Annotated in this window: 21 protein-coding genes; 12 read left to right on the top strand and 9 right to left on the bottom strand. The window is 63.8% G+C overall.

The window, feature by feature from the left end; genetic code table 11:
* Nucleotides 1-324: 324 nt before the first annotated feature.
* Nucleotides 325-1,167 carry a TauD/TfdA dioxygenase family protein gene (locus QYQ99_RS18250; RefSeq protein ID WP_302089440.1) on the top strand — a complete coding sequence of 281 codons (843 nt, stop codon included), beginning with the start codon at nt 325-327 and terminating at the stop codon, nt 1,165-1,167.
* Nucleotides 1,168-1,701: 534 nt separating this feature from the next.
* Here the strand turns inward: QYQ99_RS18250 and QYQ99_RS18245 are convergent.
* Together QYQ99_RS18245 and QYQ99_RS18240 are read right to left on the bottom strand one after the other, a co-directional pair.
* Nucleotides 1,702-2,760: a 3-keto-5-aminohexanoate cleavage protein gene (locus QYQ99_RS18245; RefSeq protein ID WP_302089439.1), complete on the bottom strand. Its 1,059-nt coding sequence runs from the start codon at nt 2,758-2,760 to the stop codon at nt 1,702-1,704.
* 290 nt (nt 2,761-3,050) lie between these two features.
* A complete protein-coding gene (locus QYQ99_RS18240; protein ID WP_302089438.1) occupies nt 3,051-3,530 on the bottom strand; it encodes a VOC family protein in 480 nt (159 codons plus the stop codon).
* A gap of 460 nt (nt 3,531-3,990) precedes the next feature.
* Here QYQ99_RS18240 and QYQ99_RS18235 point away from each other — a divergent pair, with 460 nt between their 5' ends.
* The 4 genes from QYQ99_RS18235 to QYQ99_RS18220 all read left to right on the top strand — a co-directional run bounded on the left by QYQ99_RS18235 (nt 3,991) and on the right by QYQ99_RS18220 (nt 9,458).
* Nucleotides 3,991-4,599 carry a (2Fe-2S)-binding protein gene (locus QYQ99_RS18235; protein ID WP_302089437.1) on the top strand — a complete coding sequence of 203 codons (609 nt, stop codon included), beginning with the start codon at nt 3,991-3,993 and terminating at the stop codon, nt 4,597-4,599.
* A gap of 2 nt (nt 4,600-4,601) precedes the next feature.
* Nucleotides 4,602-6,896: a xanthine dehydrogenase family protein molybdopterin-binding subunit gene (locus tag QYQ99_RS18230; RefSeq protein ID WP_291603301.1), complete on the top strand. Its 2,295-nt coding sequence runs from the start codon at nt 4,602-4,604 to the stop codon at nt 6,894-6,896.
* 23 nt (nt 6,897-6,919) lie between these two features.
* Complete coding sequence (locus QYQ99_RS18225) at nt 6,920-8,215, top strand: c-type cytochrome (RefSeq protein ID WP_302089436.1); 1,296 nt, start codon at nt 6,920-6,922, stop codon at nt 8,213-8,215.
* A gap of 169 nt (nt 8,216-8,384) precedes the next feature.
* Nucleotides 8,385-9,458 (top strand): XdhC family protein, encoded by a 1,074-nt coding sequence (locus QYQ99_RS18220; RefSeq protein WP_302089435.1) that lies wholly within the window; start codon nt 8,385-8,387, stop codon nt 9,456-9,458.
* Nucleotides 9,459-9,469: 11 nt separating this feature from the next.
* Here QYQ99_RS18220 and QYQ99_RS18215 read toward each other — a convergent pair whose 3' ends face one another.
* Nucleotides 9,470-10,198: an aspartate/glutamate racemase family protein gene (locus tag QYQ99_RS18215; RefSeq protein ID WP_302089434.1), complete on the bottom strand. Its 729-nt coding sequence runs from the start codon at nt 10,196-10,198 to the stop codon at nt 9,470-9,472.
* Between the two features lie 57 nt (nt 10,199-10,255).
* On the opposite strand from QYQ99_RS18215, the gene QYQ99_RS18210 reads away from it, so the two are divergent.
* Entirely contained in the window at nt 10,256-11,056 is an 801-nt protein-coding gene (locus tag QYQ99_RS18210; RefSeq protein ID WP_367882857.1) for an AraC family transcriptional regulator, read from the top strand.
* 118 nt (nt 11,057-11,174) lie between these two features.
* On the top strand, nt 11,175-12,200 hold the full coding sequence (locus QYQ99_RS18205; protein ID WP_291603509.1) for a DNA/RNA non-specific endonuclease: 1,026 nt from the start codon (nt 11,175-11,177) through the stop codon (nt 12,198-12,200).
* Nucleotides 12,201-12,324: 124 nt separating this feature from the next.
* Here the strand turns inward: QYQ99_RS18205 and QYQ99_RS18200 are convergent, their stop codons facing one another.
* Both QYQ99_RS18200 and QYQ99_RS18195 read right to left on the bottom strand, forming a co-directional pair.
* Nucleotides 12,325-12,624 carry a hypothetical protein gene (locus QYQ99_RS18200; protein WP_291603312.1) on the bottom strand — a complete coding sequence of 100 codons (300 nt, stop codon included), beginning with the start codon at nt 12,622-12,624 and terminating at the stop codon, nt 12,325-12,327.
* A 222-nt stretch (nt 12,625-12,846) separates the two neighbouring features.
* Complete coding sequence (locus tag QYQ99_RS18195) at nt 12,847-15,057, bottom strand: hypothetical protein (RefSeq protein WP_302089432.1); 2,211 nt, start codon at nt 15,055-15,057, stop codon at nt 12,847-12,849.
* Between the two features lie 267 nt (nt 15,058-15,324).
* Between QYQ99_RS18195 and QYQ99_RS18190 the strand changes: the two genes are divergently transcribed.
* From QYQ99_RS18190 to QYQ99_RS18170, 5 genes are all read left to right on the top strand, one after another.
* A complete protein-coding gene (locus tag QYQ99_RS18190; protein ID WP_302089431.1) occupies nt 15,325-16,059 on the top strand; it encodes a GntR family transcriptional regulator in 735 nt (244 codons plus the stop codon).
* A complete protein-coding gene (locus QYQ99_RS18185; protein ID WP_302089430.1) occupies nt 16,056-16,877 on the top strand; it encodes a 3-hydroxybutyrate dehydrogenase in 822 nt (273 codons plus the stop codon). The genes QYQ99_RS18190 and QYQ99_RS18185 overlap by 4 nt, the downstream gene beginning before the upstream one ends.
* Before the next feature lie 141 nt (nt 16,878-17,018).
* Nucleotides 17,019-18,332, top strand: a complete 1,314-nt coding sequence (gene fahA / locus QYQ99_RS18180) for a fumarylacetoacetase (RefSeq protein WP_291603319.1) — start codon at nt 17,019-17,021, stop codon at nt 18,330-18,332.
* A gap of 98 nt (nt 18,333-18,430) precedes the next feature.
* The gene (locus QYQ99_RS18175) at nt 18,431-19,735 is read left to right on the top strand and encodes an SPOR domain-containing protein (RefSeq protein ID WP_302089429.1); all 1,305 of its coding nucleotides are present in this window, start codon (nt 18,431-18,433) and stop codon (nt 19,733-19,735) included.
* A 145-nt stretch (nt 19,736-19,880) separates the two neighbouring features.
* Nucleotides 19,881-20,240, top strand: coding sequence for an I78 family peptidase inhibitor (locus QYQ99_RS18170; RefSeq protein WP_409815021.1), 360 nt, complete (start codon nt 19,881-19,883; stop codon nt 20,238-20,240).
* Between the two features lie 14 nt (nt 20,241-20,254).
* Here the strand turns inward: QYQ99_RS18170 and hemW are convergent, their stop codons facing one another.
* From hemW to QYQ99_RS18150, 4 genes are all read right to left on the bottom strand, one after another.
* A complete protein-coding gene (gene hemW / locus QYQ99_RS18165) occupies nt 20,255-21,484 on the bottom strand; it encodes a radical SAM family heme chaperone HemW (RefSeq protein WP_302089428.1) in 1,230 nt (409 codons plus the stop codon).
* A gap of 111 nt (nt 21,485-21,595) precedes the next feature.
* Nucleotides 21,596-22,195 (bottom strand): non-canonical purine NTP pyrophosphatase, encoded by a 600-nt coding sequence (locus tag QYQ99_RS18160; RefSeq protein ID WP_302093212.1) that lies wholly within the window; start codon nt 22,193-22,195, stop codon nt 21,596-21,598.
* 93 nt (nt 22,196-22,288) lie between these two features.
* Nucleotides 22,289-23,194 carry a PP2C family protein-serine/threonine phosphatase gene (locus QYQ99_RS18155; RefSeq protein WP_302089427.1) on the bottom strand — a complete coding sequence of 302 codons (906 nt, stop codon included), beginning with the start codon at nt 23,192-23,194 and terminating at the stop codon, nt 22,289-22,291.
* Nucleotides 23,191-24,222, bottom strand: a complete 1,032-nt coding sequence (locus QYQ99_RS18150; protein ID WP_302089426.1) for a serine/threonine protein kinase — start codon at nt 24,220-24,222, stop codon at nt 23,191-23,193. The genes QYQ99_RS18155 and QYQ99_RS18150 overlap by 4 nt, the downstream gene beginning before the upstream one ends.
* Nucleotides 24,223-24,269 lie beyond the last annotated feature (47 nt).

Below are 24,269 nucleotides of genomic sequence, written 5' to 3'. Positions count from 1 at the left end.
GGGTACTGCGCAGCAGGCCCGGATTTCATGGATGCAAACAGGGCTCAAGGGCAAGCTGCATTTCGGATGTTGATGTTTATCAATATCACCACCAGCGGTCAATCAATGGATACCAGTAGATCGCGACAGATATGACGATTCGGCGCGCAGATGCGTCCACTTCAAGACGCCCCGGCCCGGCCCCAGGGTTTTCCTTGCCCCCACCCAAGAGGGCAACAAGCTGACGCGATCGGTCAAGCCCTGCGGCTGCGGCTGCGCCGAAAATTTTTCCATCAGACGGCGGCGCACTGCATCAAGGCCTTGCCGGCAACTTAGGAGAAGACCATGAAAGTCGAACAACTGACCTGCAGCATCGGCGCTGAGGTTTCCGACATCCACCTCGGCGATGCGTCCCGCGACAAGGGCCTGGCCGAGGAAATTCGCGCCCTGCTGCTGCAGCACAAGGTGCTGTTCTTCCGCGATCAGGACATCACACGCGCCGAGCATGTGGGCTTTGCCCGCCACTTCGGCGACCTGGAGGACCACCCCGTGGCCGGCAGCGACCCCGAGCACCCCGGTCTGGTGCAGATCTACCGCAGCGAAAAGCGCGAAAACTACGAGAACACCTATCACAGCGACGGCCAGTGGCGCGAGAACCCGACCATGGGCTGCGTGCTGCGCTGCATCGAAGGCCCGGCCGTCGGTGGCGACACCATCTGGGTCAACATGGCCGAGGCCTACCGCAACCTGCCCGAAGACATCAGGAAAAAGATTGACGGTCTCAAGGCCAAGTCCAGCATCGAGCATGGCTTCGGTGCCGTCATGCCCGAAGAAAAGCGTCTGGAGCTGGGCCGCCAGCATCCTCCGGTCGAGCATCCCGTGGTGCGAACCCACCCCGAAACCGGCGAGAAGATTCTCTACGTCTGCAGCTTCACCACCCACTTTGCCAACTACCACACGCCCGAGAACGTGCGCTATGGCCAGGACAAGACGCCCGGCGCCAGCATGCTGCTGAACTATCTGATCAGTCAGGCGGCCATCCCCGAGTACCAGGTGCGCTTTCGCTGGAAGCCCGGCAGCGTCGCCATGTGGGACAACCGCTGCACCCAGCACTACGCCGTGCAGGACTACTGGCCCGCCGCGCGCAAGATGGAGCGCGCTGCCATCATCGGCGACAAGCCTTTTTGAGCGAGCTATCTGGCCTGCTTTTTTGCGCCCCTTTTTCCGACCCGCTATTGCCAGCCACCAGCGCCGCCGCATGCCGGCACCGACACACGGTGCATCACACCGGCGCTGCACACAAACAATAGCTGGCATCGCTTGACTGCCATCGAAAGTAAAGCCATAGCTGCCTGAAAAGCTTTTAAATAAAGCGCAGGCAGCTATTATTTTTTTCCTCATCGCCCCCTGCATGAATGTGCGCCCGACCCGACCAGGCCCTGCCTTGCGCCAATCGCGCCCTGAAGCCGAAGACAGCGCCCAGGCCCGCGAGGGCGGCAGCGCCGCCAGGTACAGCCTGCCATTGCGGTGAGCCATGGCGTGCGCAGACTATGTCAGGCCCGGGCCCCTGTCTTGCCAGAGCCATTTTTCCGGGTCTTACAGACATCATCCAGGCATGAAAAAGGCCTCCATCGCGGAGGCCGTTTTTGCGCATGTCGGTTCAGCACAGACCGCTTGCAGGCGAGGCCGTGATCGCCTTGCCTGCAAGCCTGTCCCCGGAGATCAGGAAGTCTTTCTGAGGAAACCCTGGTTGGCGCCGGGCCGGTTGGGCGCAAAGCCGTTGGCGGCCAGGCTCTCCTCCACGCTGTCGTAGAACACTCCGATCTTGCTGATCTCGCGCGCCTGCCTGGCGGTGGCGACAGGACGACCGAACTCGCGCGAGATGCGCACCAGCTGCTCGATCTGCGAGACGGTGCTGGCCTTCTCGGTGCGTGTCTGGTTCCACAGACAGTCCTCGGTGCCGCAGCGCACATGCAGACCGGCGGCGATGCCCCACATGTTCACGGGCAGCACGTTGCGCACATTGCTTTCCACGGTCAGCACGGCACCATCGGGCACGGCGCGCACAAAGTTGGCCAGGCTGTACAGGCTGGGCGTGTCCATGCCGCCGGCAATCGCCACCCAGTTCATGACCAGTGGGCCCCTGTAGAAGCCGCGGCGCATCAGGCGCTCCACCGACTCGAAGCTGTTGAGGTTGTAGCACTGGAAAGCGCTCTGGATGCCGGCCTTGGTCAGGCGGCGCACATGCTCCTCCACCCAGCCCGGCTGCGCGGGCACGGTCATTTCCTTGTAGGCATTGAACAGCGTGGGATTGGCGCGCGAGGTACCGGCAAAGTCCGCGTCTTCGGCCTGATCGGTCACGTTCATCTGCGAGGTGTTCACCGTCACGGTCACCTGATCGGGCACCGGCTCCAGATCGGCCAGCATGTGCCGGGTGTCGTCGGACAGCCATTTGGCCGCCTGACCTTCGTCCTCGGGCGCAAAGCTGATGGAGCCGCCGACCTGGATGATCATCTCGGGCACGGCCTTGCGCACGCCGGCAATCAGCTCGTTGAACTGGGACAGGCGCTTGCTGCCCTTGCCGTCCAGCTCGCGCACATGCAGGTGCAGCACCGTGGCGCCCGCGTTATAGCAGTCCACGGCTTTCTGGATCTGCGCCTGCATGGTGACGGGAATGTCTTCGGGAAAATCCGAAGGCAGCCAGCCCGGGGCATAGGGTGCCGCCGTGATGATCAGGGGTTGCTGGTTTTCAGGGAATAGATGGCCGTCAAGAAAGTTCATGGCATGTCTCCAAGTGAATGCAGGCTTCGACGCACAGCCACGGCCGCGGCTTGCCCGACCTGCGCAATGCCGCCTGGCATTCAAAAGGCATGGGCAACACCGGCCATCAGGCACCGGATCGTCGAAATTGAAAGCAATTTCACTGTAGGAGAGCTGTCTGCAAAGCGTTTGCCCCAGGACGCTCAAAGCTTGGCAAAGTGCGCCAGCACCTGCGCGCGCCCCGATGCGCCCTTGGGCCGGGCCGGGCCGACCCGCCGGCCTGTTGCCGCCTTGCTATCGCAGCGGGCCGCCTAGCCGCGCCATGCGGCCTCGATGGCGGCGATATCGATCTTCCTCATCTCCATCATGGCTTCAAAAGCCCGTCTGGCCGCCGCGCGATCCGGGTCGGCAATGGCCGTGGTCAGTGCACGGGGCGTGATCTGCCATGACAGACCCCAGCGGTCCTTGCACCAGCCGCACTGACTCTCCTGGCCACCGTTGCCGACGATGGCGTTCCACAGGCGATCCGTTTCCTCCTGATCGTCCGTCGCGACCTGAAACGAAAACGCCTCGCTGTGCTTGAAGACAGGGCCGCCGTTCAGGCCCAGGCAGGGAATGCCCATGACCGTGAATTCGACCGTCAACACATCGCCCTGCTTGCCGCACGGGTAGTCGCCCGGCGCATGGTGGACCGCGCCCACGGCGCTGTCGGGGAAAGTCTGGGCGTAGAACCTGGCGGCTTCCAGTGCCTCGCTTTCGTACCAGAGACAAATCGTGTTTTTGCTGACCATCTTGACTCTCCTGAACAGGGACTGATGAATGTCTGCCAACCCGCAGACCGCGACCCCCTCTCTCTATCGATGCGCCGATGCATTGCCGGCTTTCGGTGTCTGTGCATTCAAGCCCGATTTCTGCGCCGCTTCAACCCCCAAGTCGGCAGGCGAGGCCCATCTCCACGCAAACAGCCTAGCTCCCCGGCTCTGGGCAGGGCCCCGGATCGGATCAGTGCATAGCGGCGCAGACGGCTTGCGGGGCGGGCCTTCTCCCGGGGCGGGCCTTCACCGGAGTCGCGCCTGCCCCTGCCGCCGTATCTCGGGCCGGCAAGTCGCCGCCCGGCGCAGGCCGAGCTTGCCTCGGCTAGCGCACACCAGAGCAACAGCGTCTGCTTTATATCAAGTTAACTTCTTTCATTTTTGTCTAGTCATATAATTGACTACACATATATAAGACTCCATTCTTGAAACCTACGTCATGAAATTCACTCTGAACGGCCAGGAAGTGGACGCGCAAAGCGCCACTGCCGACACACCTCTTTTGTATGTGCTGCGCAATGACATGCAGCTCAACGGCCCCAAGTTCGGTTGCGGCCTGGGCGAGTGCGGTGCCTGCGCCGTGCTGATCGACGGCAAGGTGGCGCGCTCCTGCTCCGTGCCCCTGAAGGCGGTGGACGGCAAGAAGGTCACCACGCTGGAAGGCCTGTCGCCCGACGCCAGCAAGGCCGCCAACGCGCAGGCCCTGCAGGACCGCGCCGTGCTGGATGTCAGCGCCGCCAAGCAAGAGGCTCCCGCCCCATCGCGCACGTACACCCTGCATGTGGTGCAGCAAGCCTTTGTCGATGCACAGGCTGCCCAGTGCGGCTACTGCACCAACGGAATGATCATGGCGCTGGTCGCCCTGTTCAACCAGCAGCCCAAGGCCAGCGACGAAGAAATCAGGCACGCACTGTCCGGCCATCTGTGCCGCTGCGGCACCCATGTGGAAATCATGCAGGCCGCCGCCCGCGCCCGTGAGCTGATTGCCATGGGCCACAGCCCGGCCCTCCCCTCCGCCGGCGCATCCACCACCGCAAAGGCTGCCTGATCATGAAATTCTTCACCAAAGACAATCACGCCCAGCTCACCCGTCGCCAGCTGCTCAAGGCCGGCGGCATGCTGATGGTCGGCTCCGTTGCAGGCGGCCATCTGCTGATGGCCCAGACCGCCCCTGAAGCGGCTGCCAAGGGCGCTTTCCCCATTCCTTCGGCCAAGCTGGTGGACAGCTTCATCGCGATTGGCGCCGACGGCTCCGTCACGGCCTACAACGGCCACGTGGACCTGGGCACGGGCGTGCGCACGGCTCTGGGCCAACTGGTGGCCGACGAGCTGTATGTGGACTTTGCCGCCGTGACCATGGTGCTGGGCCACTCTGCCCGCACCCCGGACCTGGGCCCCACCATTGCCAGCAACACCATCCAGGTGTCGTCCCTGCCCATGCGCCATGCCGCAGCGCAGGTGCGCCAGTTGCTGATCAAGCTGGCGAGCGAAAAATCCGGTGTTCCCGCCGAGCGCATCACCACCCACAAAGGCTTTGTCATCGCCGGCGGCAAGCGCTACGGCTATGGCGAGCTGGTCCAGGGCCAGGATCTGCAGATCGAGGTCGACGACAAGATCGAGCTGCGCAAGTCCGGCTTCGAGTACATCGGCAAGTCGGTGCAGCGCGTGGACATCCCCAACAAGGTGCTGGGCGCGCTGACCTATATCCATGACCTGCGCGTGCCCGGCATGCTGCACGGCCGCGTGATCCGTCCTCCCTACACCGGCGCCGATGCCACGGCTCCCCTGGGCTCTAGCCTCGTGTCCGTGGACGAAAAGTCCATCGCCCATCTGCCTGGCATCGTCAAGGTCGTGGTCAAGGGCGACTTCGTGGGCGTGGTGGCCGAGCGTGAAGAGCAGGCCATCGCTGCCATGCGCCAGCTCAAGGTCACCTGGAAGGAGTGGAGCGGTCTGCCCGATATGTCGCTGAGCGGTCTGCACCAGACCCTGGTGGACCACGCCAAGACCGACCGCGTGCTGCAGGAAGACGAAGGCGCGCTGCAGGCCGTCGAGCAGGTCAAGACTGCGCTGACCCGCGACTATGTCTGGCCCTATCACGCTCACGGCTCCATCGGCCCGTCCTGCGCGATTGCCGAAGTGGGCAACGGCCAGATCCAGGTCTGGACCGGCTCGCAAAACCCTCACGACGTGTGCAAGGACATTGCCAAGCTCATGGACGTGAATGCCGACAACATCAACGTCACCCGCCTCGAAGCCTCTGGCTGCTACGGCCGCAACTGCGCGGACGACGTCTGCTCGGACGCCGTGCTGATGTCTGCCGCCGTGGGCAAGCCCGTGCGCGTGCAGCTGATGCGCGAGCAGGAAGCCGGCTGGGAGCCCAAGGGCACGGGCCAGCTGATTCGCGTGCGCGGCGGCCTGGACGAGCACAACAATGTGGCCGCCTACGAGCTGCGCACCTGCTACCCCTCGAACAACGCCTCGGCGCTGGCCCTGATCCTCACCGGCAAGGTGTCCGCCAAGATCGATGCCCAGCAAATGGGCGACCGCACTGCCATTCCGCAGTACGAGTACCCCAAGATGCGCGTGATCTCCCAGGACGCGGTGCCCATCGTGCGCGCCTCGTGGATGCGCGGCGTCTCCGCCCTGCCCAATGTGTTCGCCCATGAGTCCTGGATCGACGAATGCGCCTATCTGGCCAAGGCCGACCCCATCGAGTACCGCCTGCGCTATCTCAAGGATCCGCGCGCCGTGGCGCTGATTGCCGAGGCCAAGAAGCAGTGCAACTGGCAGGAAGGTCCGGCGCGCCGCAATGCGGCTGCTGACGATCAGCGCCTGGTCAAGGGTCGCGGCTTTGCCTATGCCCGCTACTTCCACAGCAAGTTCCCCGGCTACGGTGCGGCCTGGGCGACCTGGGTGGTCGACGTGACCGTGGACCGCGAAACCGGCGAAGTCAAGGTCGACAAGGTCTTTGTCGCCCAGGACACCGGCGCCATGGTCAACCCCGCAGGCGTGCGTCATCAGGTGCACGGCAACGTGGTGCAGTCCACCAGCCGCGTGCTCAAGGAGTTCGTCACCTTCGACAAGAGCGGCGTCACCTCCGTGGAATGGGGCGGCTACCCCATCCTGCGCTTTGACGAGCTGCCCGAGATCGACTCGCTGCTGGTCGAGCGCCCCGACGAGGCGCCCATGGGCGCCGGCGAATCGGCCTCCGTGCCCAGCGCCGCCGCCGTGGCCAACGCCATCTTCGACGCCACCGGCGTGCGCCTGCTGGAAGTACCGTTCACGCCCAGCCGCGTGCTGGCCGCGCTCAAGGCCGCCAAGAGCGGCGCCGCCTCGTCCAAGTGACTCCACCGATAAAGAACATAGATATGCGAACGTTCCAAAAGATTCTGGCGGGCGGTGCGGCTGTAGTGGTCGTGCTGGCTGCCGCCGGCCTGGCGCTCACCCATCAGGGCGAGATTGCGCCCCAGTCAGCCATTGCCGCTGCCGACTTCACACCCCAGCAGATTGCCAAGGGCAAGCTGCTGGCCGCCATGGGCGACTGCGCCGTTTGCCACACTGCTCCCAGCGGCAAGACCAACGCGGGCGGTCTGGCCATGCCCAGCCCCTTCGGCACCATCTACACCAGCAACATCACGCCCGATCTGCAGACCGGCATCGGCAGCTGGAGCTATGAAGCCTTCGAGCGCGCCATGCGCCACGGCGTGGACCGCGAAGGCCAGTACCTCTACCCCGCCTTCCCCTACACGGCCTTCAGCCGCGTGACGGATGAGGACATGAAGGCCTTGTACGCCTTTTTGATGAGCGAGCCTGCCGTGGAGAGTCAGCCGCCCAAGACGGCGCTGAACTTCCCCTACAACGTGCGCCGCGGCATTGCAGCCTGGAACTGGCTCTACCTCAAACCCGGCGTCGTCAAGGACGATGAAAAGCAGGCTCCCGAGTGGAATCGCGGTGCCTATCTGGTCGAAGGCCTGGGGCACTGCAGTGCCTGCCACACACCGCGCAACGGCCTGGCCGCTGAAAAAACGGGTGAATTCCATCTCACCGGCGGCAGCGCCGAAGGCTGGGATGCTCCTGCTCTGACGGACAAGACGGCCTCGCCCCTGCCCTGGACCAAGCAGGATCTGGTCGACTACATGAAGACCGGCTTCTCGGCCCGTCACAGCGTGGCAGCCGGCCCCATGGCTCCCGTGGCCCACGGCCTGTCGCAGCAAAGCGATGCCGACCTCGACGCCATTGCCACCTATCTGATGAGCTACCGCAAGGCCGACGCCGCGCCCGGCGATGCCAAGGCACTCATCGAAGAGAAGACCGCCAAGCCCAAGCTGGCGCTTGATGCCGAAGGCTACCGCCTGTACCAGGGCGCCTGCATGGCCTGCCACAAGGCAGACCCCTCGGGCAGCAGCTTCGGCGTGCGTCCCCAGCTGGCGCTGAGCACCAGCCTGCACTCCGCATCGCCCGACAACGCCATCATGGCCGTGCTCGAAGGCGTGCAACATCCGGCCCATGCCGACCTGGGCACCATGCCCGCCTTCCGCCATGCACTCAGCGATGCACAGATCGCCACCCTGCTCAACACCATGCGTGCCCAGTACGGTGTGGACGAGTGGAAGGACCTGGCTGCCAAGGTAGGCCAGTTGCGCAAGCAGACCCAGGCGCATTGACAGCAGGCGCTGCCAAAGCGCTGCACAGCTCTGCACAAGCCGGCCTTCCCTGTCCCATCGGGCCTCGGAAGGCCTTTTTGCGCGTGATCATTTACGGGTAGCGCCGCTACCCAGCGCCCGCCTGATGCTTCAAAATTGCAGCGAGCGAGAGAAACAGAGAAAGCAAGCAATGGACAATATCGACGTCTTGGTACTCAAGGCACTGCGTGACTGGCGCTCGGCCGGTCAGCACGCCTTGCTCGCCACCGTGGTGCGCACCTGGGGCTCGTCCCCGCGGCCCGTGGGCTCCATGATGGCCTTGCGCGAGGACGGTCGCGCCATTGGCTCGGTATCGGGCGGCTGCATCGAAGACGATCTGATCGCCCGCCACACCAAGGCCCTGAACCAGAATCTGGGCATCCCGGACGGCCCGCCGCAGCTGGTGCGCTATGGCGTGAGCGCCGACGAGGCCCACCGCTTCGGCCTGCCCTGCGGCGGCACGCTGGAGCTGCTGCTGGAATTCAACCCCGATGCGGCCAGCCTGCAGCAACTGGTGGCCGAGCTTGAAGCAGGATCACTGGTGAAACGCAGCGTCGACTGCGGCAGCGGCGAAGTCAGCCTGCAGACGGCCGAGCACCCCGATGTGCTGGAGTTTGACGGCCAGCAACTCGTCAACCACCTCGGCCCCGGCTACCGCATGCTGCTGATCGGTGCGGGGGCCCTGGCGGAATACCTGGCCACCATGGCCTTGTTCAACGGCTTCACGGTCACCGTCTGCGACCCGCGCGAGGAATACATGGGCAGCTGGTCCGTGGCCCAGGTCAGCACCGTCACCGACATGCCCGACGATGCCGTCACGGCCTTCAAGCCCGATGCGCGCAGCTGCATCGTCGCCCTCACCCACGACCCCAAGCTCGACGACCTGGCCCTGCTCGAAGCCCTGCACAGCCCGGCCTTCTATGTGGGCGCCATCGGCTCGCGCCGCAACAACCACGCCAGGCGCGAGCGCATGATGGAGCACTTTGGCGAGACCGAAGCGTCGCTGGCCAAGCTGCGCGGCCCCATCGGCCTCTATATCGGCAGCAAGACTCCGGCAGAGATCGCGGTGAGCGTGATGGCCGAGATTCTGGCCGTGAAGAACGCCGTGCCGCTGCCGCAGGCCATGTCGGTGGAGGTGGCCAAGCACGAGCATGACATTGCCATGAACGAGGCCAGCACGCATTGCGCCATTCCGGAGATCCGCCAGCCGGGCTCGGCGCACTGATCTCCGTCAGCTCAGGCCCGCAGCGCAAAGTCCACGGCCGCTGCAGCATGCAAGGCCGTGGTGTCCAGCACCGGCAGCACGCTGTCTTCGCTCTTGATGAGCAAGCCGATTTCCGTGCACCCCAGCACCACGGCCTGCGCCCCACGGGCCGCCAATGACTCGATGGCACGCTGATAGAGCTTGCGTGACACATCGCTGATCTGCCCCGCGCAAAGCTCCTCATAGATGATGCGATGCACCTGCGCGCGCTCGGCCTCGCCCGGCACCAGCACCTTCAGGCCGAACTGCTGCTCCAGCCTCTCGCGCATGAACGGCTGCTCCATGGTGAAGCGCGTTCCCAGCAGCCCCAGCACCTGCACGCCGGCTGCACGCGCGGCCGCACCGACCGGGTCGGCTATGTGCACAAAAGGAATCGACACGGCTGCCGCCACCTGATCCGCCACCTTGTGCATGGTGTTGGTGCAAAGCAGCACGCAGTCGGCGCCGCCGGCTTGCAGACGCCGGGCGGCATCGGCCAGCAGCGCTGCCGCGTCATGCCAGCGGCCTTCATGCTGGGCCTGCTCGACAGGGCCGAAGTCCACGCTGTACATCAGCAGCCTGGCCGAGCGCAGCGCCCCCAGACGGTCCCGGACACCCTGGTTGATCAGGCGGTAGTACTCGGCGCTGGACTCCCAGCTCATGCCGCCGATCAGGCCGATGACGCGCTGCGGCCCGGCGCTTGTTTGCAGGTCTTGATTCATGAGCGCCAGTGTGAGGCCGGCCGGCCGCCATCGTCTATCATGAAATTTCAGCAAGCCATGAAGACCCACCTGATTCAGCCTTTGGCAACCGATGCGCCAGCCGTGCAGATCCATTTGCTCGATCGCGCCGCCTACAGCAGCCGCGACCCGGTGCGCATGCATACGCTGGGCATTGCGCTGCAAAGGCAGCAAGGCGTGCACGCGATTGCCTCCGACAGGCGCGTGGACTTCGACACCTGGCCCGGCACCCTGAGCTATACACCGCCGGGCGTGGAGGTATTTTCCGAATCGGCCACCGGCGGCGAATATCTGGTGCTGCGCTATGCCGCCCATGAGGCTGACGCGCCGAGGCCGCCACAGCGCATCTCGCGACATGGCGAGCGTGCGGCCTTGCAGATGGCGCAGCATCTGCGCCGGCTGCTGCTCAGCCCGCAGCCGGACGCTCTGGCCATCGAGCAGGCTGCGCTGCGCTTTCTGGCCTGCCAGGAAGGCAGCGCCTGCGGGGGCGACGCGCGCCCCGGCGCCGGCTATGCGCGCGTGCTGGAGCGCATTGCCGCCGAGCTCGATCGGCCGCTGAGCATTGCCGAGCTGTCCGCCATGGTGGGCACCAGCCCCTTGCGCTTTCTGCGCGAGTTCACACGGCTCACGGGCATGACGCCGCATGCCTGGATCACGGAGACCCGGCTGCAGGCGGCCCGCGCCATGATGCGTGGCCCCGATCTGTCCCTCACGCAGATCGCGCTGGACTGCGGCTTCAACCACCAGTCGCATATGGGCCATCTATTTCGCCAACACCTGGGCCTGACGCCAGGCCAGTATCGGCAACATCACGGCTTGAAACAAACACCCGGCCCTTGAATTGCGCGCCTGCAGGCAGGCGATTCACATACGGTTTCATTGCCGGACACACAAAGTGCGGCCTGCGGGGCGCGCCATGCCTCAAGCCGCATTCAAGCGGCGTACCATTGCCGCCTCAATGACGACCGCCAAGAAAAAGAAAACGCCTGCGCGCAAGCGCGGCAATGCCTCCAAGACTGCTCGCTACAGTCTCTCCCGCATCAAGCGCTTTGCCCTGTCTGCAGGTGCGGCGGCGCTGGCCAGCTTCCAGATTGCCAGCTGCAGCTTCAATCCCGGTGCCTCTGCCGAAAAACTGCTGGGCCAGGCGCTGGCGAGCCTGCATATTCCCGCACTGGATGCGCTGGGCCAGCGCCTGCAGGCCTTTCGCAAGAACGGCTGGCCGGATCTGGATGGTCTGCATTCCGGCTCCGGCTCCCACACGCCCAGCGTGGGCGGCAAGGTGGCCAAGGCCGATGTCACGGCAACTGCCCAGCCCACGCACTTTGCCGGCTGCCCCCAGTTCTTTCCCGGCGGCAAGGCTCCGGCCCTGCAACTGCACTCCCATGAGCGCGAGCTGTGCTTTTCGGGTTTTGCCGTTCTGCACAACGGCAGCACCAAGACCCCGGTGTTTGTGGCCGAGCGTCTGAACCGCCAGACGCTGCAGCAGGCCCAGGGCTTGCAGCGCAGCGACAAGTTCTATGCCGACGCCCGCCTGCCGAGCGCCGAGCGCTCCGAGCTTGATGACTACAAGCGCTCCGGCTTTTCGCGCGGCCATATGGCCCCGGCAGCAGACATGAGCACGCCCGAGGCCATGGCCCAGAGTTTCAGCCTCGCCAATATGGTTCCGCAAAACCAGGTGCACAACGCGGGAGCCTGGAGCCAGGTGGAACAGGCCACGCGCAAATACGCGCTGCGTGCCCGGGGCGACGTCTATGTCTTCACCGGCCCGGTGTTCAGCAAAAATGCCTCGACCATCGGTGCGGGCAAGGTGGCGGTGCCCGACTACCTCTTCAAGCTGGTCTATGACGCCAGCACCGGCAAGAGCTGGGTGTACTGGCAGGCCAATAGTGCCGACACCCGCATGGGCCCGCCCATCAGCTACGAGGAGTTCACCCGCCGCACCGGCATGCCGCTGCTGTCGGCAGTGAATCTGCCGACAGCATAAAAAAGGAGCTTGCAGCGCAATCCGCTCAACGATTTCAATATGTTTTCATATTGAAATCTATGAATAGCCTGCGTAACAAGCTCACTTTTTAATATCCATACAGATCCACCGAGACGACGCGGATTCAAGTCGGCTCGCCCGCCAGCCTGCGCACCACCTCGGACAGCACCTGGGCCTTCTGGCGAGTGCGCTCGTTGGCCATGCCCGTGAAGCCACGCTTGGTGGCCGTGTGGTGCAGCGTATGGCCGACCTGCTTGCGGTACAGCGCACGCGCCCGGTCGCGCATGGCACGGGCGCGCTGCAGTTGCAGGCGGCGCTGGGCCGGGCTCAGCCTGACCAGGGCCGCATCGGACTGGGAAAGGTCGTAGAGCTCACACTCATCGGTGGCGAGAAGTTCATGTGCGCTATGGATGGCACGTCCCATGGCTTGCTCCTGTCATCAAATGCAATGAAAAAACACCTTGGAAGCATGCACATCCAAGGTGTTTCGGTGAGTACAGAACTGCACTCTAGGACAGATTCCGGCTGAGCCGCCCAATACCGCACCCATGCCAGCGGTATTGGGGACGCAGCGAACTGCCAGCCAAAGAGGCGATGAGCCTGCCGCCAGCCTGTGCAGACGGCACGTGCTCCTGGCTTGCCTGGCTTACCTGACTGCGGCTCCTGCTGCGGCCGCTGCCGGCGCACTGGCCGCTGGCACGCTAGCGACTGCAGGGCCGTGCTGCCAGCTGACGGGCAGCACGGTGTCCAGCCAGTGCATGCGCCAGGCCAGCAGCGCGGCGGCTGCCATCAGTGCCAGCACACACAGGCTGTTGCGCAGGCCATGACTGTCCGCATAAGGGTCGGCAATATTGCGCTTGGCGTTGACCGGCACCTTGGCCGTCTGCGACAGGCTGCGACCCAGGCCCAGATTGATGTTCATGCGGCCATTGATGGCCCAGCCGCTGGCATCCAGAATCGGTCCCAGGCTGCGCTGACGCAGCTTGAGCCAGGCAATCAGCATGCTGGGGCCGGAGATGGCCAGGATAAGGCCCAGTATGGCCACCGGAATCCACGGCCCCAGTTCGATGAACTTGCCGAAGATGCCAACGATCACGGCACTGAGCGAGCCCAGTGCCACGCCGATGGCGGCCACCGTCCCCACATCGGTCTTGCGCGCTGCGGCAGGTGCCTGGGCCAGCTCCTTGGGCGCTGTCACCAGCTTGGCCGCGTTGTCGCCGAGGCTGGTATTGACCACATCGTTCTTGGCTGCGGCATGCTTGGCGACCTGCTCCTCGATCATGCGCAGGAACTTCTTGTAGGGCGAAAAAAAGGCCTGGCCGATGCTGGTCGGGTTGTCGATGAGCTTGACGATGGTCGCATCCCAGTCCTGGCCCGCACGGTCGTAGAACACGCCGTTGCGCCCCACGAACAGAAAGTCCACATCGCCTGCCGTGAAGGCCGCAACGATCGTCTTCTTCTGCCCCTCGCGCTTGCACTCGCAATAGGCCAGATAGGTCTTGGCCATGGCGGCCAGCACCGAGTGGGCGGCGGCATCGGCCACCTCCACGGTCAGATCGCAGCTGCGGCCGTCCAGGAACAAGGTCCCGGCCTGGAAGGCCGCGCCTTCGCGGCGATAGAAGCGGGAGAAGGAGACAAAGTTGTTGAGCAGCTCCAGCAGATCGCGCTGCAGGCGGATCAGCTTTTCCAGGGCCATGGCCTGCACGGCATGCTCTTTTTCGGCATCGTCATGGTCCAGCAACTGCATTACGGCGTCTTTCAGTCCGCTGGACAGCAACTGCTGAATCTCGGCCTCGCTCACTGCGCCCAGCGGCGTGGCAGGGCACTCTGACAACCATTGCTGGCAATGAGCCAGCATGGTCTTGAGCTGATCCCACTGCACCTCGGTCAGCGCCGTCAGCGCTTGGCCGAACACGGGCTGCACGGCCTGCTCGCGCAAGGTCTGCAAGGCCGCAGCCCAGGCGGGATTGACGCCATTGACCAGCGGCAGGCTGCGCTCGCCGGTAACGGCAGCCAGCGGCAGCGCGGCCACAGACTCCGATGCATTGCTGAGCACCAGCGCCCCCAAAGCGGCATAGCCCTCTTCCGTGGGGTTGAGCGGTGCCCGTGCATTGGCATCGAACTCCACCAGTCGCGTGCGGGCAAAAAAGTCATCGACTTTGGCCTGCACCGCGTTCACGGCCTGCGCAGCCGCCAGCGCCTGTGCGCGCGGCTGCAGATTGCAACCCAGCCCTTGCGCCCGGGCAAACCAGTCCTGCAGGCTTTGCACGTCTTCCCAGAAGGCCTCGGCCTTGCTGCGGTTGATGCCGGGCACTCCATCGCTGCCGTCCACCGCACCGTAAAGCTCCTGAATGCGCGCAATCAGACCGGCCAGCGCCTCATCGCCTTCGGCCGTGGCTGCACTGACGACGCCGTCGCCATTGAAGCGCAGGGCCTGCAGCGAGGCCATGCGCTCCTGCACCTGGGCCAGCGTGATGGCCTGGGCATCGGGCAGGCCCGCGAGTTCCAGCACGCGCCTGGCCTCCGCCAGCAGCAGCGCGCCTTCCTGCGTCGCATCGTTGATGCTGCCCAGTTGCAGCACATCGCCGCCATCGGCCAGAACTTGCGGGTCACGCACTCTTGCCACGGCCCATTCACAGGCGGCCACCAGCTCCGGGGGACGAATACGTCCGTCCTTGCTTTCGTCAATCAAATCCAGCGTTGCGCTGTCGAACTCGATACCTCTGGTGGGACAGGCCAGAGCCACCCACAGCTTCTGATCGAGCTCACCAATATGGGCAATGTCCTGGCCCGTGCGGATCACCACCTGGTCCACCTCGCCGGCGCGGAAAAACTGCCACTCGTACTGCTTGTGCATGAAACTACCAACTCCCAGGCAAGGATTGCCCTTGTCAAAGCACATGGCAACCAATGGCTGCCTGCACTATCCGCTATCAAAAGCGAGGAGTTTAAAAGTCATTTGCACTGCCCGAATGGTGACATTTGTGAACTCTTGCGCTTCCTGGGGCTGGCTGGCACTGCCTGCTGCGGCCTTGTTGCGCCATCTTGAGTGGCTGCTTGCTTGGCTTAATAAAGTACTTTTTTAGATACTTTATTTGCTACACTGCCCCGCAAAACTGTGCCTATGACTGCTACGTCCACCGCCTCCCAATCTCGCGACAAGCTGCACCTGCAGCTGGCCCGGCTGTTTCGCAACAAGATAGCGACGGGCGAGTGGCCGGTCGGACAAAGCATTCCCACTGTCGATGAGCTCGAGGCACTGCACGGCGTCTCGCGCACCACGGTGCGCATGGCTGTACATGCGCTGGTCGACGAAGGCCTGCTGGAGACCCGCAAGCGCGGCGGCACCAAGGTCGTGGGCCAGCCCTACAAGCCCCCATCCTTTTTGCTGCCCACGACATGGCAGGAGCTGGTGGCCTTTGGCGAGCAGATTCAGCAGACCACGCTGCAGCAAGCGAATGACTGCGTGCCGCCCATTACTGCCGGCTTCCCCTCCCCTGGCGAACTGGCCCCGGCCTATACCTATTTTTTGCGCGTGCACAAGCACGGCGATGCACGCTTTTGCCTCTCCGAGCTGTACCTGGAACAGAACCTCTACCCCAGGCTGCAGCAACAGCTGGAGCGCACCACGCTGGCTCAGGCGCTGGGAAATGATCCAGCGCAGATCGCCACGGCCCGCCAGTACCTGAGCGTAGCCCCGGCCGACGAGCTGATTGCCGAGCAGCTGGGCGTGCCGCTGGGCACGCCGTTGATGCAGGCGCTGCGCTGGGCCTGCAATCCACAGGGCTTGATCGTCTACTGGGCCAAGGTACGCTTCATCAGCGAATACGTGCATATCGAAATGGACCTGCTCAAATGACCACCGTCCTGCCCCAAGTCCAGCAGCTCTCCAAGCCCCATAGCGGCCGCGTCGCCTGGATCACCGGCTCCACCAGCGGCATAGGCTGGGCCGTTGCCAGGCAACTGGCTGGCGAAGGTGCCGCCATTGCCCTGCATGGCAGCGCCGCCCCCAGCGCTCGCACCGATGCCCAGCTGGCCGAGCTGCAGGCACTGGGTGTGGCAGCCCGCTATTACGCGCTCGACCTGGCTGACGGCGAAGCCATTGCCCCCCTGGCACGGCGTATTGCCGCCGATCTGGGGGAAGTGGACATTCTGGTCAACAACGCAGGCATGCAGCATGTGGAATCGGTGCTCAGCTTCCCTGCGGCCCAGTGGAACACCATGCTGGCCGTCAACCTGAGCGCACCGTTTCACACCATACAGGCCTGCACGCCGGCCATGCTGGAGCGCGGCTGGGGGCGCATCATCAATATGGCATCCGTCAGCGGCCTGGTCGGCGTGGCCCACAAGCCCGCCTATGTGGCCAGCAAGCACGGCCTGCTGGGCCTGAGCAAATCCGTGGCACTGGAGCTGGCCACCACGCCCGTGACCTGCAACGCCATCTGCCCCGGCTGGGTGCTCACGCCGCTGGTACAGGCCCAGATCCAGGCCCTGGCGCTGCGCGAAAACCTGGACGAGCCCGCAGCCCGCACCAAGTTGCTGGGAGCCAAGCAACCCTCGCAGGCTTTTGTAACGGTGGAACAGGTTGCGGCGCTGGTCAGCTTTGTGGCCAGCGACAACGCCGCCCAGGTGCGTGGTGCACAGTGGAATATGGATGGAGGCTTCACTGCGGCATGAAAGGTCGACAAGCCAGATCCCATAGATCGGTCATAGATCGGTCATAGCTCGGTCATCGATCGCTCATAGATCAATGGCTGACAGCGCACAGCAGATCAGCGCTGCAGCCTGTTTTTATTCAAATCGTTTAAGGAGACGAACATGACATTGAACGAAACCCACGACGCCGGCCTGCAAAGCTGGGTCACCAGCGCCAACACAGGCAGCAGCGACTTCCCCATCCAGAACCTGCCGTTTGCAGTGTTTCGTCGCAAGAGCAGCAGCGAGGCTTTTCGCGGCGGCGTGGCGATTGGCGACCAGGTGCTGGATATGGCGGCCGTTCGCGATGCCCAGGCACTGAGCAGCGATGTGCAGGCCCAGGTCGAAGCAGCGGCGCAGGGTCAGCTCAACAGCTTGATGGCCATGGGCCCGGCATCATGGTCGGCCCTGCGCCTGGCGCTGTCGCGCGCCCTGCGTGCCGGCGCTGCCGAAGAAGCCGCGCTCAAGGCCTGCCTCGTGGCCCAGGCCGATGTGGAGTACGGCGTACCCGCACAGGTGGGCGACTACACGGACTTCTACACCTCCGTGCATCACGCCACCAATGTGGGCAAGCTGTTTCGCCCCACCAACCCGTTGATGGAAAACTACAAGTGGGTGCCCATCGGCTACCACGGCCGTGCCTCCAGCATCCGCATCTCCGGCGTGGACTTCAAGCGCCCCAACGGCCAGCTCAAGGCCCCCGATGCCGACCCCGTGCTCAAGCCCTGCAACCGCCTCGACTATGAGCTGGAGATGGGCATTTACGCAGGCTCGGCCAATGCCTGGGGCGAGGCCATCGGCATCGAGGACGCCGAACACCACATCTTCGGCCTGTGCCTGCTCAACGACTGGTCGGCACGCGACATTCAGGCCTGGGAATACCAGCCGCTGGGCCCCTTCCTGTCCAAGAACTTCGCCACCAGCATCTCGCCCTGGATTGTGACGCTGGAAGCACTGGAGCCCTATCGCACGGCCTTTGTCCGCCCGTCCGAGGACCCACAGCCCCTGCCCTACCTCAGCTGCGAAGCCAACTCGCAGCGCGGTGCGCTCGATGTACAGCTCACGGTCGCCATCCAGACCGAGAAGATGCGCGCCGAAGGCAAGGCTGCCGAGCAGATCACCCGCACCAGCTACCGCCACGCCTACTGGACCATGGCCCAGCTGATTGCCCACCACACCGTCAACGGCTGTGATCTGCAACCCGGCGACCTGCTGGGCACGGGCACACTGTCCGGCCCCACCATGGCCGAAGCCGGTGCCCTGCTGGAAATCACCGAAGGCGGCAAAAAGCCCTTGAGCCTGAGCAACGGCGAAACCCGCACCTTCTTGCTCGACGGCGACGCCGTGGTCTTTACCGGCTGGTGCGAAAAGCCTGGAGCCGCGCGCATCGGCTTTGGCGAATGCCGCGCCACCGTGCTGCCTGCACACCAGGCCTGAGCGCGCCTCGGCCATCTCCCAAAGAACCGGCCTGGCGCCGGTTTTTTGTTGGGAATCTGCCTTGGGCCTGCTCGTAACGCCATGACACAATTGCAGCCATGCCTTCTGCTTCGGACACCCCCACCCCTGCGCTCGCCCCTGCTGGCCGAAACCAGCGCCAGGAGCCCGTGCTGGACCAGCCTACGCGCTCGGATGCCAGCCCCTTGCCTGCCTCCATTGCAGGAGCCTTTGCAGCCGCGGCCTATTCCATGCAGCACAGTCTGCAACACGAGGACGAGCAGACCGCTGCGCCCGAAGAGGAAGACAGCGGCCTGCTGCCCCAACTCTATGCCAGCCGTCTGAGCCCACGTTCACGCGACTTTTACCTGGCCCAGTTCAAGCGCTTCGATGCCCTGGACCGCAGCCTGCCCAGCTGGAATATGGCGGCCGCCTTGCTGACCCTGGCCTGGTGCAGCCTGCACGGTCTATGGCGCGAGGCTGCGAAATACCTGGCAGCCGTCACGGCAACCGCGCTGATCTGGTGGTTTGGCCTGCGCCCGGCTCTGCCCGAGGCCATGGCTCTAGGCCTGGGCGTTGCCCTGTGGCTGCTCGCCGTGGCCGTGCCCGGCCTGCTGGGCAATGGCTGGTACTGGCGCAAGATCAAGGCCCAGACGCTGCAGGCGATTACGGACGCGCCCAATATGGCCGCCGCCCATGCCGCCTTGCAGGCGCAGGTCGGCTCTGCTCGCAACAGAACCGCAGCCATGCTGGTGCTGGCCCTGCCTGTGGCAGCGGCCGCAGGCGCGGGCCTGGCCTTGCTGCCCGCCGACAACCCTGCCCCCCCCAAGAGCGTGCAGCCTGCAGCCACCGCCGCAGCCACCGCTGCAGCCAATCGTCCGGCTGCCAGCCCGGACCCGGCAAAGCCCGCCCCCGAAGCAGCCTCCGCTGCCGTCCAGCCAGAAAGCCGCTTGGCAGAGCCAACGCCTACGGCTGCCACCGAGACAGACACAAGCGCAGAGCCAGCAGCGCCCGATGCCGTTGCCTCAGTGCCGAGCAAGACGGCGGTCAAGGCCGAGCCGAGCGAAAACCAGACAGCCAGGCCGGCGACAGATACCAAGGAGCAGCCCGTCAAAGATGCCCCCTCGACACCCCATGCCGGCTCGGATCTGGTTCCCGGCAAGTTCTATCTGAATCTGGGCGTCTATTCCGAGGCCGGCAATGCAGACAAGGTACTGGCGCAGCTGCAAAAGTCCAGACTGCCCGCGCTGACGCAGAAGATGGCCAGCAACAAAGGGGAGGTCACCCGAGTACGCAGCGGCCCCTTCGAGAGCCGAAAGCGCGCTGAAAAGGCTGCGCGCAAGCTGCAGGCTGCGAATATCGATGCCGGCATCTTTCAAAGTGCAGAAGGCGCCCACAGCCCATAGACTCGGGCGCTAAACACCGAGAGTCCAGATGCAAGCATTGCCCTGATGGCCTTGCGCATGAAGCCATCAAATTTGCGCATTGCCTTGTTGCACCCGCTTGCACATCAAGGCCTGGTCTGGCATGCGCGGGCACCTGGGTGGCGCTATGGTGTGGGGCATGAAGCATCGAACACCCACTTGGCCTATTTCCACCCGCCCTTTGCTGGGCATGGCTGCTGCCAGCATGGCAGTGCTGATGGCTGGCTGCGCCAGCAACGGCATGGTCGCAGGCGGCACAGCCGCCCCGGCTGCGCGTCAGCTGCAGGTATGCCACGCTGAGCCAGTACAGATCTATATCGGCCACAACACGGTGGCGTCGACGCTGGAGACCATCCGCCAGAAATCCGGCTCGTATCTGCTGCGCGTGCTGCGCGAGGGTCAGCCCACAACCATGGAATACAACCAGGAGCGCCTGAACGTCATCACCAATGACGCAGGCAAGATCACGGCGCTGCGCTGCGGCTGAGCATCCACCAGGACCTACAGGAACATTTCCTGCAGGTCGCTGAGAAAGTCGAAGCCGCGCTCGGTGGGCACCACGCGGCCCAGATCGCGGCTGATCAGGCCCTTGGCCTGCGCCTGATCGAGCCCCTTGGCGATGGCCGACATGGGCAGGCCCGTGCGCTCCATGAACTCCTGCAAGGCAAAGCCGCCGCGCAGGCGCAGCGCGTTGAGCATGTATTCGAACGGCAGCTCGGCACGCTTGACCTCGTTGTCCTGTGCCAGCGGCGTGCCGGCCAGCGCCATGTCCATATAGCGGGCCGGATCGCGAAAACGCACCTGGCGCACGATGCGGTGCGCAAAGCTCAGCTTGCTGTGCGCACCGGCGCCAATGCCCAGATAGTCCCCGAACTGCCAGTAGTTGCTGTTGTGAAAGCACTGATGGCCGTCCTTGGCATAGGCCGAGACTTCATAGCGCTGCATGCCGACTCTCCGGGTACTGGCCGTGATCAGGTCCAGCATCTCATAGGCCGTATCGTCTTCCGGCACCACAGGCGGGTATTTGGCGAAATAGGTGTTGGGCTCGATGGTGAGGTGATAAATCGACAGATGCGGCGGTGCAAACGACAGTGCCGTGTCTACATCGCGCTGCAGATCGACCAGGCTCTGGCCGGGCAGCGCATACATGAGATCGATATTGAAGGTCTCGAAATTGTCCGCCGCCTCGCGCACTGCCGCCCGGGCCTGCGCCGCATCATGCACACGGCCCACAGCCTGCAGATAGCGGTCATCAAAGCTCTGCACCCCGATTGACAGGCGGTTCACGCCGGCCGCACGGAAGGCCTTGAAACGGTCCTTCTCGAAGGTGCCGGGGTTGGCTTCCATGGTGATTTCGCAATCGGGCTCCATGCGCAGACGCGCGCGCAGACCGGCAATCAGCTTGTCTATGGATTCGGGCGAAAACAGGCTGGGCGTTCCGCCGCCCATGAAGACGCTGTGCACCGTGCGCCCCCAGATCAGCGGCAGCGCAGACTCCAGATCGGCCATCAAAGCATCGATGTAGCGATCCTCGGGCAGCGCATCCCCCTTGGCCCAGGCATGCGAGTTGAAGTCGCAATACGGGCATTTCTTCAGGCACCAGGGCAGGTGCACATACAGCGACAGCGGCGGCAAGCTGCCCAGCTGCAGCGTGCCGGGGCGCATGTAGTGCTGAATATCGCGCTGCACCGCCGCTTCGGCAGTCTCTGTTTGAGGCTGAATGGGGATCATGGAGGGGGGACTTACTTTTCTCTGGCTCAGCAAAAAACCGATGCTGCTAAAACTAGCACAGCCCCTGCTAAGAGATGCCTAGCAAGGGCCTAGGCAAAGCGCCTCAGGGGGTTACAGCCATCTCTCTTTCACCATCGCGATCATCTTCCGAGAAGAAAGTCCACGATGGCTATGTGCATGCTTGAGCTCGGGCTCCATCTCGGCAAAGGTCAGGCCCAGCTCGGGGATCAGCAGTACCGGGTCGAAGCCGAAGCCATTGCTGCCACGGCGCTCGGTCGTGAGCAGCGCCTGCACGCGACCTACGGCAATCAGCGGCTCGGGGTCCTTGGGCGAACGCACGCCCACCAGGGTGCTGACCATGGCGGCACGGCGGTTGGCCACGCCCTGCATCTGCTCGAGCAGCGCGCGCACATTGTTGTCGTCGCTTTTTTCGTAGCCGAACTGGGTGCAATAGTAGGCCGTGTCCACACCGGGCAGACCGCCGAAATGATCCACACACATGCCGGCATCATCGGCAATGGCAGGCAAGCCGCTCTTCTCGGCCGCAAAGCGCGCCTTGGACAGAGCATTCTCTACAAAGGTGCCATAAGGCTCGGGAGCTTCTCCCTCGAACAGATCGCCCTGGCGGATCAGCTCCACGCCCAGCGGGGCAAACATGGCCTGCAACTCGACGAGCTTTCCGCGGTTGTTGGATGCCAGCACAATTTTCATCATAAAAATCCATGGAAGCGCTTATGGCGCTTGCGCAATCAGCTATTGATTCAGTAGTTTCAAGCCAGCGCCTATTGCAGCGTGCAACCGTGTTCAGTTCTTGGCTTTCTGGCGCTGCGCCGAGCGGCGTATGGCCTCGTTGATTTCTGCAATCGATCGCTCGATGGCCTCGTCGTCGAGTTCATCCTCGCATTCATCGATCGGTCCCACCTGTATCGTGGACTCGAAGCCCTCATCCTCGATCTCCTGTGTGGAGATGGAAGACGGTTCAAAATTATTAGGTGTTTCCCATACCAGTGCCAGCACGGTGACATTGTCGCTGCCGTCTCCGGCTCGCTTGAGTGCCGTATCGACCAGCATGGGCACGAAATGGGCCACGGCCTTGCCATTCATGATCTGGAGAATTTCCGGCGTCGGCACCGCCCCCCAGAGGCCATCGGAGCACAGCATCAGCTGATCGCCCTCTTCAAGCCGCCTTATCTCGCTCACATCGAAGATGGGCTTGGAAGGCGAGCCCAGGCAGGTGAACAGCACATTGCGGTTGGCAGGCGTCAGCGCACCGGAGACCTTGCGCATCTCGCTGTAGGAATGATCCCGTGTTCGCTCCACGAGCTGACCGTCGCGCACCCAGTACAGACGTGAGTCGCCGCAGTGAATCCAGGTCACCTTGCCGTCCTGCAGCACGGCCGCAACCAACGTGGTGCGCGGCGTGTCCATCATGCCCTTGGTGCTGGCATAACGCAGGATCTGGCGATGGGCCTGCAGCAGCGCCTCTTCCAGAAACAGGGCAGGCTCTTCCAGCATGGGCTTGGCCTTTTGCTGAAAAAGCGTGGAAACCACCTGCAATGCTATCTGTGCGGCCACTTCGCCGTCCGGATGCCCGCCCATGCCGTCTGCCAGCACGAACAACGCCGCCTCTCGCGTATAGCAGTAGCCCATGCGATCTTCGTTGAGGGCACGGCCTCCGCGGCGGCTGAGCTGGAAGACGGAAAATTTCATGGTTTGCGATTGCTGTCGGTCACCGCTCCACGTTCGGAGCTGCCGAGTTTCTGAAGATTCTTCCTGGCGTCCTGCACCATGTTGTCAAACTGCATGCGCATGCGCTCCTGCATGCTGAGCTTGGTATAGCGACGCTCGCCTTCGCGGCTCAGCTCTTTTTGCAGAGCAAACACCGACTGCGGGCGCGAGAGCGGATCCATGGCCATGCACCACTCCACCACCTCGATCAGATTGTCCGAATACACGCCGCGCAGCTTGTTCAAGGCCAGGGCCAGTCGGTCCTTGTCCTGACGCTGCGGAGCTTCATTGGGAGGTATGCCCTGCATGCAGGCATAGATACAGGCGCCAATGGCGTAAATATCGGTCCAGGGACCCAGCTGGGAATCGCGCCGGTACATCTCAGGGGCAGCAAAGCCCGGCGTGTACATGGGACGAATGAAGTTACCCTCCTTGGACAGCACTTCACGCGCCGCGCCGAAATCGATCAGCACGGCCTTGTCGTCATTGGTGATGAAGATATTGGCGGGCTTGATGTCCAGATGCAGCATCTTGTGCTGATGCACGATGCGCAGGCCGCGCAGCACCTCGTCAAACAGGGCGCGGATGGTCGACTCCCTGAACACCTTGTCGGCCTTGAGCTCGCGCGCCGTGACGATGAACTCCTGCAGGGTCGCCCCTTCCAGGTAGTTCATCACCATGTAGACGGTTTCGTTTTCGCGAAAGAAGTTCAGCACGCTCACCACGGAGGCGTGGGAAATCTGCGCCAGCGAGCGACCTTCCTCGAAGAAGCTCTTGAGCCCGAGGCGATAGAGGGACAGTTTCTCTGGTGCCACCACGGGCTGCAGCTCGGCAGGTGCGCGAGTGGCAAGCGAAGCCGGCAGGTACTCCTTGATCGCTACCTGCTGGCCATCGGCGTCCAGAGCCAGGTAGACAATCCCGAACCCCCCCGAGGAAATCCTGCGCACCACCCGGTATCCGCCTATTGTGCTGCCCGACGGTAGGGGGGCTGGCTTGGTTTTTGTAGACATTTTTTACCGGTAAACCTCAAGGATGATACGAAACCCGGATAATCGGG

It is taken from the genome of Comamonas testosteroni, assembly GCF_030505195.1.
Classification (GTDB): domain Bacteria; phylum Pseudomonadota; class Gammaproteobacteria; order Burkholderiales; family Burkholderiaceae_C; genus Comamonas; species Comamonas testosteroni_G.
Note: the sequence above shows the minus strand (reverse complement) of the source record. Positions and strands in the feature narration are given on the sequence as shown.

Bases quoted from the DNA above. Each gene is read 5' to 3' on its own strand.
- QYQ99_RS18250 (WP_302089440.1), top strand. From the start codon at position 325: ATGAAAGTCGAACAACTGACCTGCAGCATCGGCGCTGAGGTTTCCGAC.
- QYQ99_RS18245 (WP_302089439.1), bottom strand. From the start codon at position 2,760: ATGAACTTTCTTGACGGCCATCTATTCCCTGAAAACCAGCAACCCCTG.
- QYQ99_RS18240 (WP_302089438.1), bottom strand. From the start codon at position 3,530: ATGGTCAGCAAAAACACGATTTGTCTCTGGTACGAAAGCGAGGCACTG.
- QYQ99_RS18235 (WP_302089437.1), top strand. From the start codon at position 3,991: ATGAAATTCACTCTGAACGGCCAGGAAGTGGACGCGCAAAGCGCCACT.
- QYQ99_RS18230 (WP_291603301.1), top strand. From the start codon at position 4,602: ATGAAATTCTTCACCAAAGACAATCACGCCCAGCTCACCCGTCGCCAG.
- QYQ99_RS18225 (WP_302089436.1), top strand. From the start codon at position 6,920: ATGCGAACGTTCCAAAAGATTCTGGCGGGCGGTGCGGCTGTAGTGGTC.
- QYQ99_RS18220 (WP_302089435.1), top strand. From the start codon at position 8,385: ATGGACAATATCGACGTCTTGGTACTCAAGGCACTGCGTGACTGGCGC.
- QYQ99_RS18215 (WP_302089434.1), bottom strand. From the start codon at position 10,198: ATGAATCAAGACCTGCAAACAAGCGCCGGGCCGCAGCGCGTCATCGGC.
- QYQ99_RS18210 (WP_367882857.1), top strand. From the start codon at position 10,256: ATGAAGACCCACCTGATTCAGCCTTTGGCAACCGATGCGCCAGCCGTG.
- QYQ99_RS18205 (WP_291603509.1), top strand. From the start codon at position 11,175: ATGACGACCGCCAAGAAAAAGAAAACGCCTGCGCGCAAGCGCGGCAAT.
- QYQ99_RS18200 (WP_291603312.1), bottom strand. From the start codon at position 12,624: ATGGGACGTGCCATCCATAGCGCACATGAACTTCTCGCCACCGATGAG.
- QYQ99_RS18195 (WP_302089432.1), bottom strand. From the start codon at position 15,057: ATGCACAAGCAGTACGAGTGGCAGTTTTTCCGCGCCGGCGAGGTGGAC.
- QYQ99_RS18190 (WP_302089431.1), top strand. From the start codon at position 15,325: ATGACTGCTACGTCCACCGCCTCCCAATCTCGCGACAAGCTGCACCTG.
- QYQ99_RS18185 (WP_302089430.1), top strand. From the start codon at position 16,056: ATGACCACCGTCCTGCCCCAAGTCCAGCAGCTCTCCAAGCCCCATAGC.
- fahA (WP_291603319.1), top strand. From the start codon at position 17,019: ATGACATTGAACGAAACCCACGACGCCGGCCTGCAAAGCTGGGTCACC.
- QYQ99_RS18175 (WP_302089429.1), top strand. From the start codon at position 18,431: ATGCCTTCTGCTTCGGACACCCCCACCCCTGCGCTCGCCCCTGCTGGC.
- QYQ99_RS18170 (WP_409815021.1), top strand. From the start codon at position 19,881: ATGGTGTGGGGCATGAAGCATCGAACACCCACTTGGCCTATTTCCACC.
- hemW (WP_302089428.1), bottom strand. From the start codon at position 21,484: ATGATCCCCATTCAGCCTCAAACAGAGACTGCCGAAGCGGCGGTGCAG.
- QYQ99_RS18160 (WP_302093212.1), bottom strand. From the start codon at position 22,195: ATGAAAATTGTGCTGGCATCCAACAACCGCGGAAAGCTCGTCGAGTTG.
- QYQ99_RS18155 (WP_302089427.1), bottom strand. From the start codon at position 23,194: ATGAAATTTTCCGTCTTCCAGCTCAGCCGCCGCGGAGGCCGTGCCCTC.
- QYQ99_RS18150 (WP_302089426.1), bottom strand. From the start codon at position 24,222: ATGTCTACAAAAACCAAGCCAGCCCCCCTACCGTCGGGCAGCACAATA.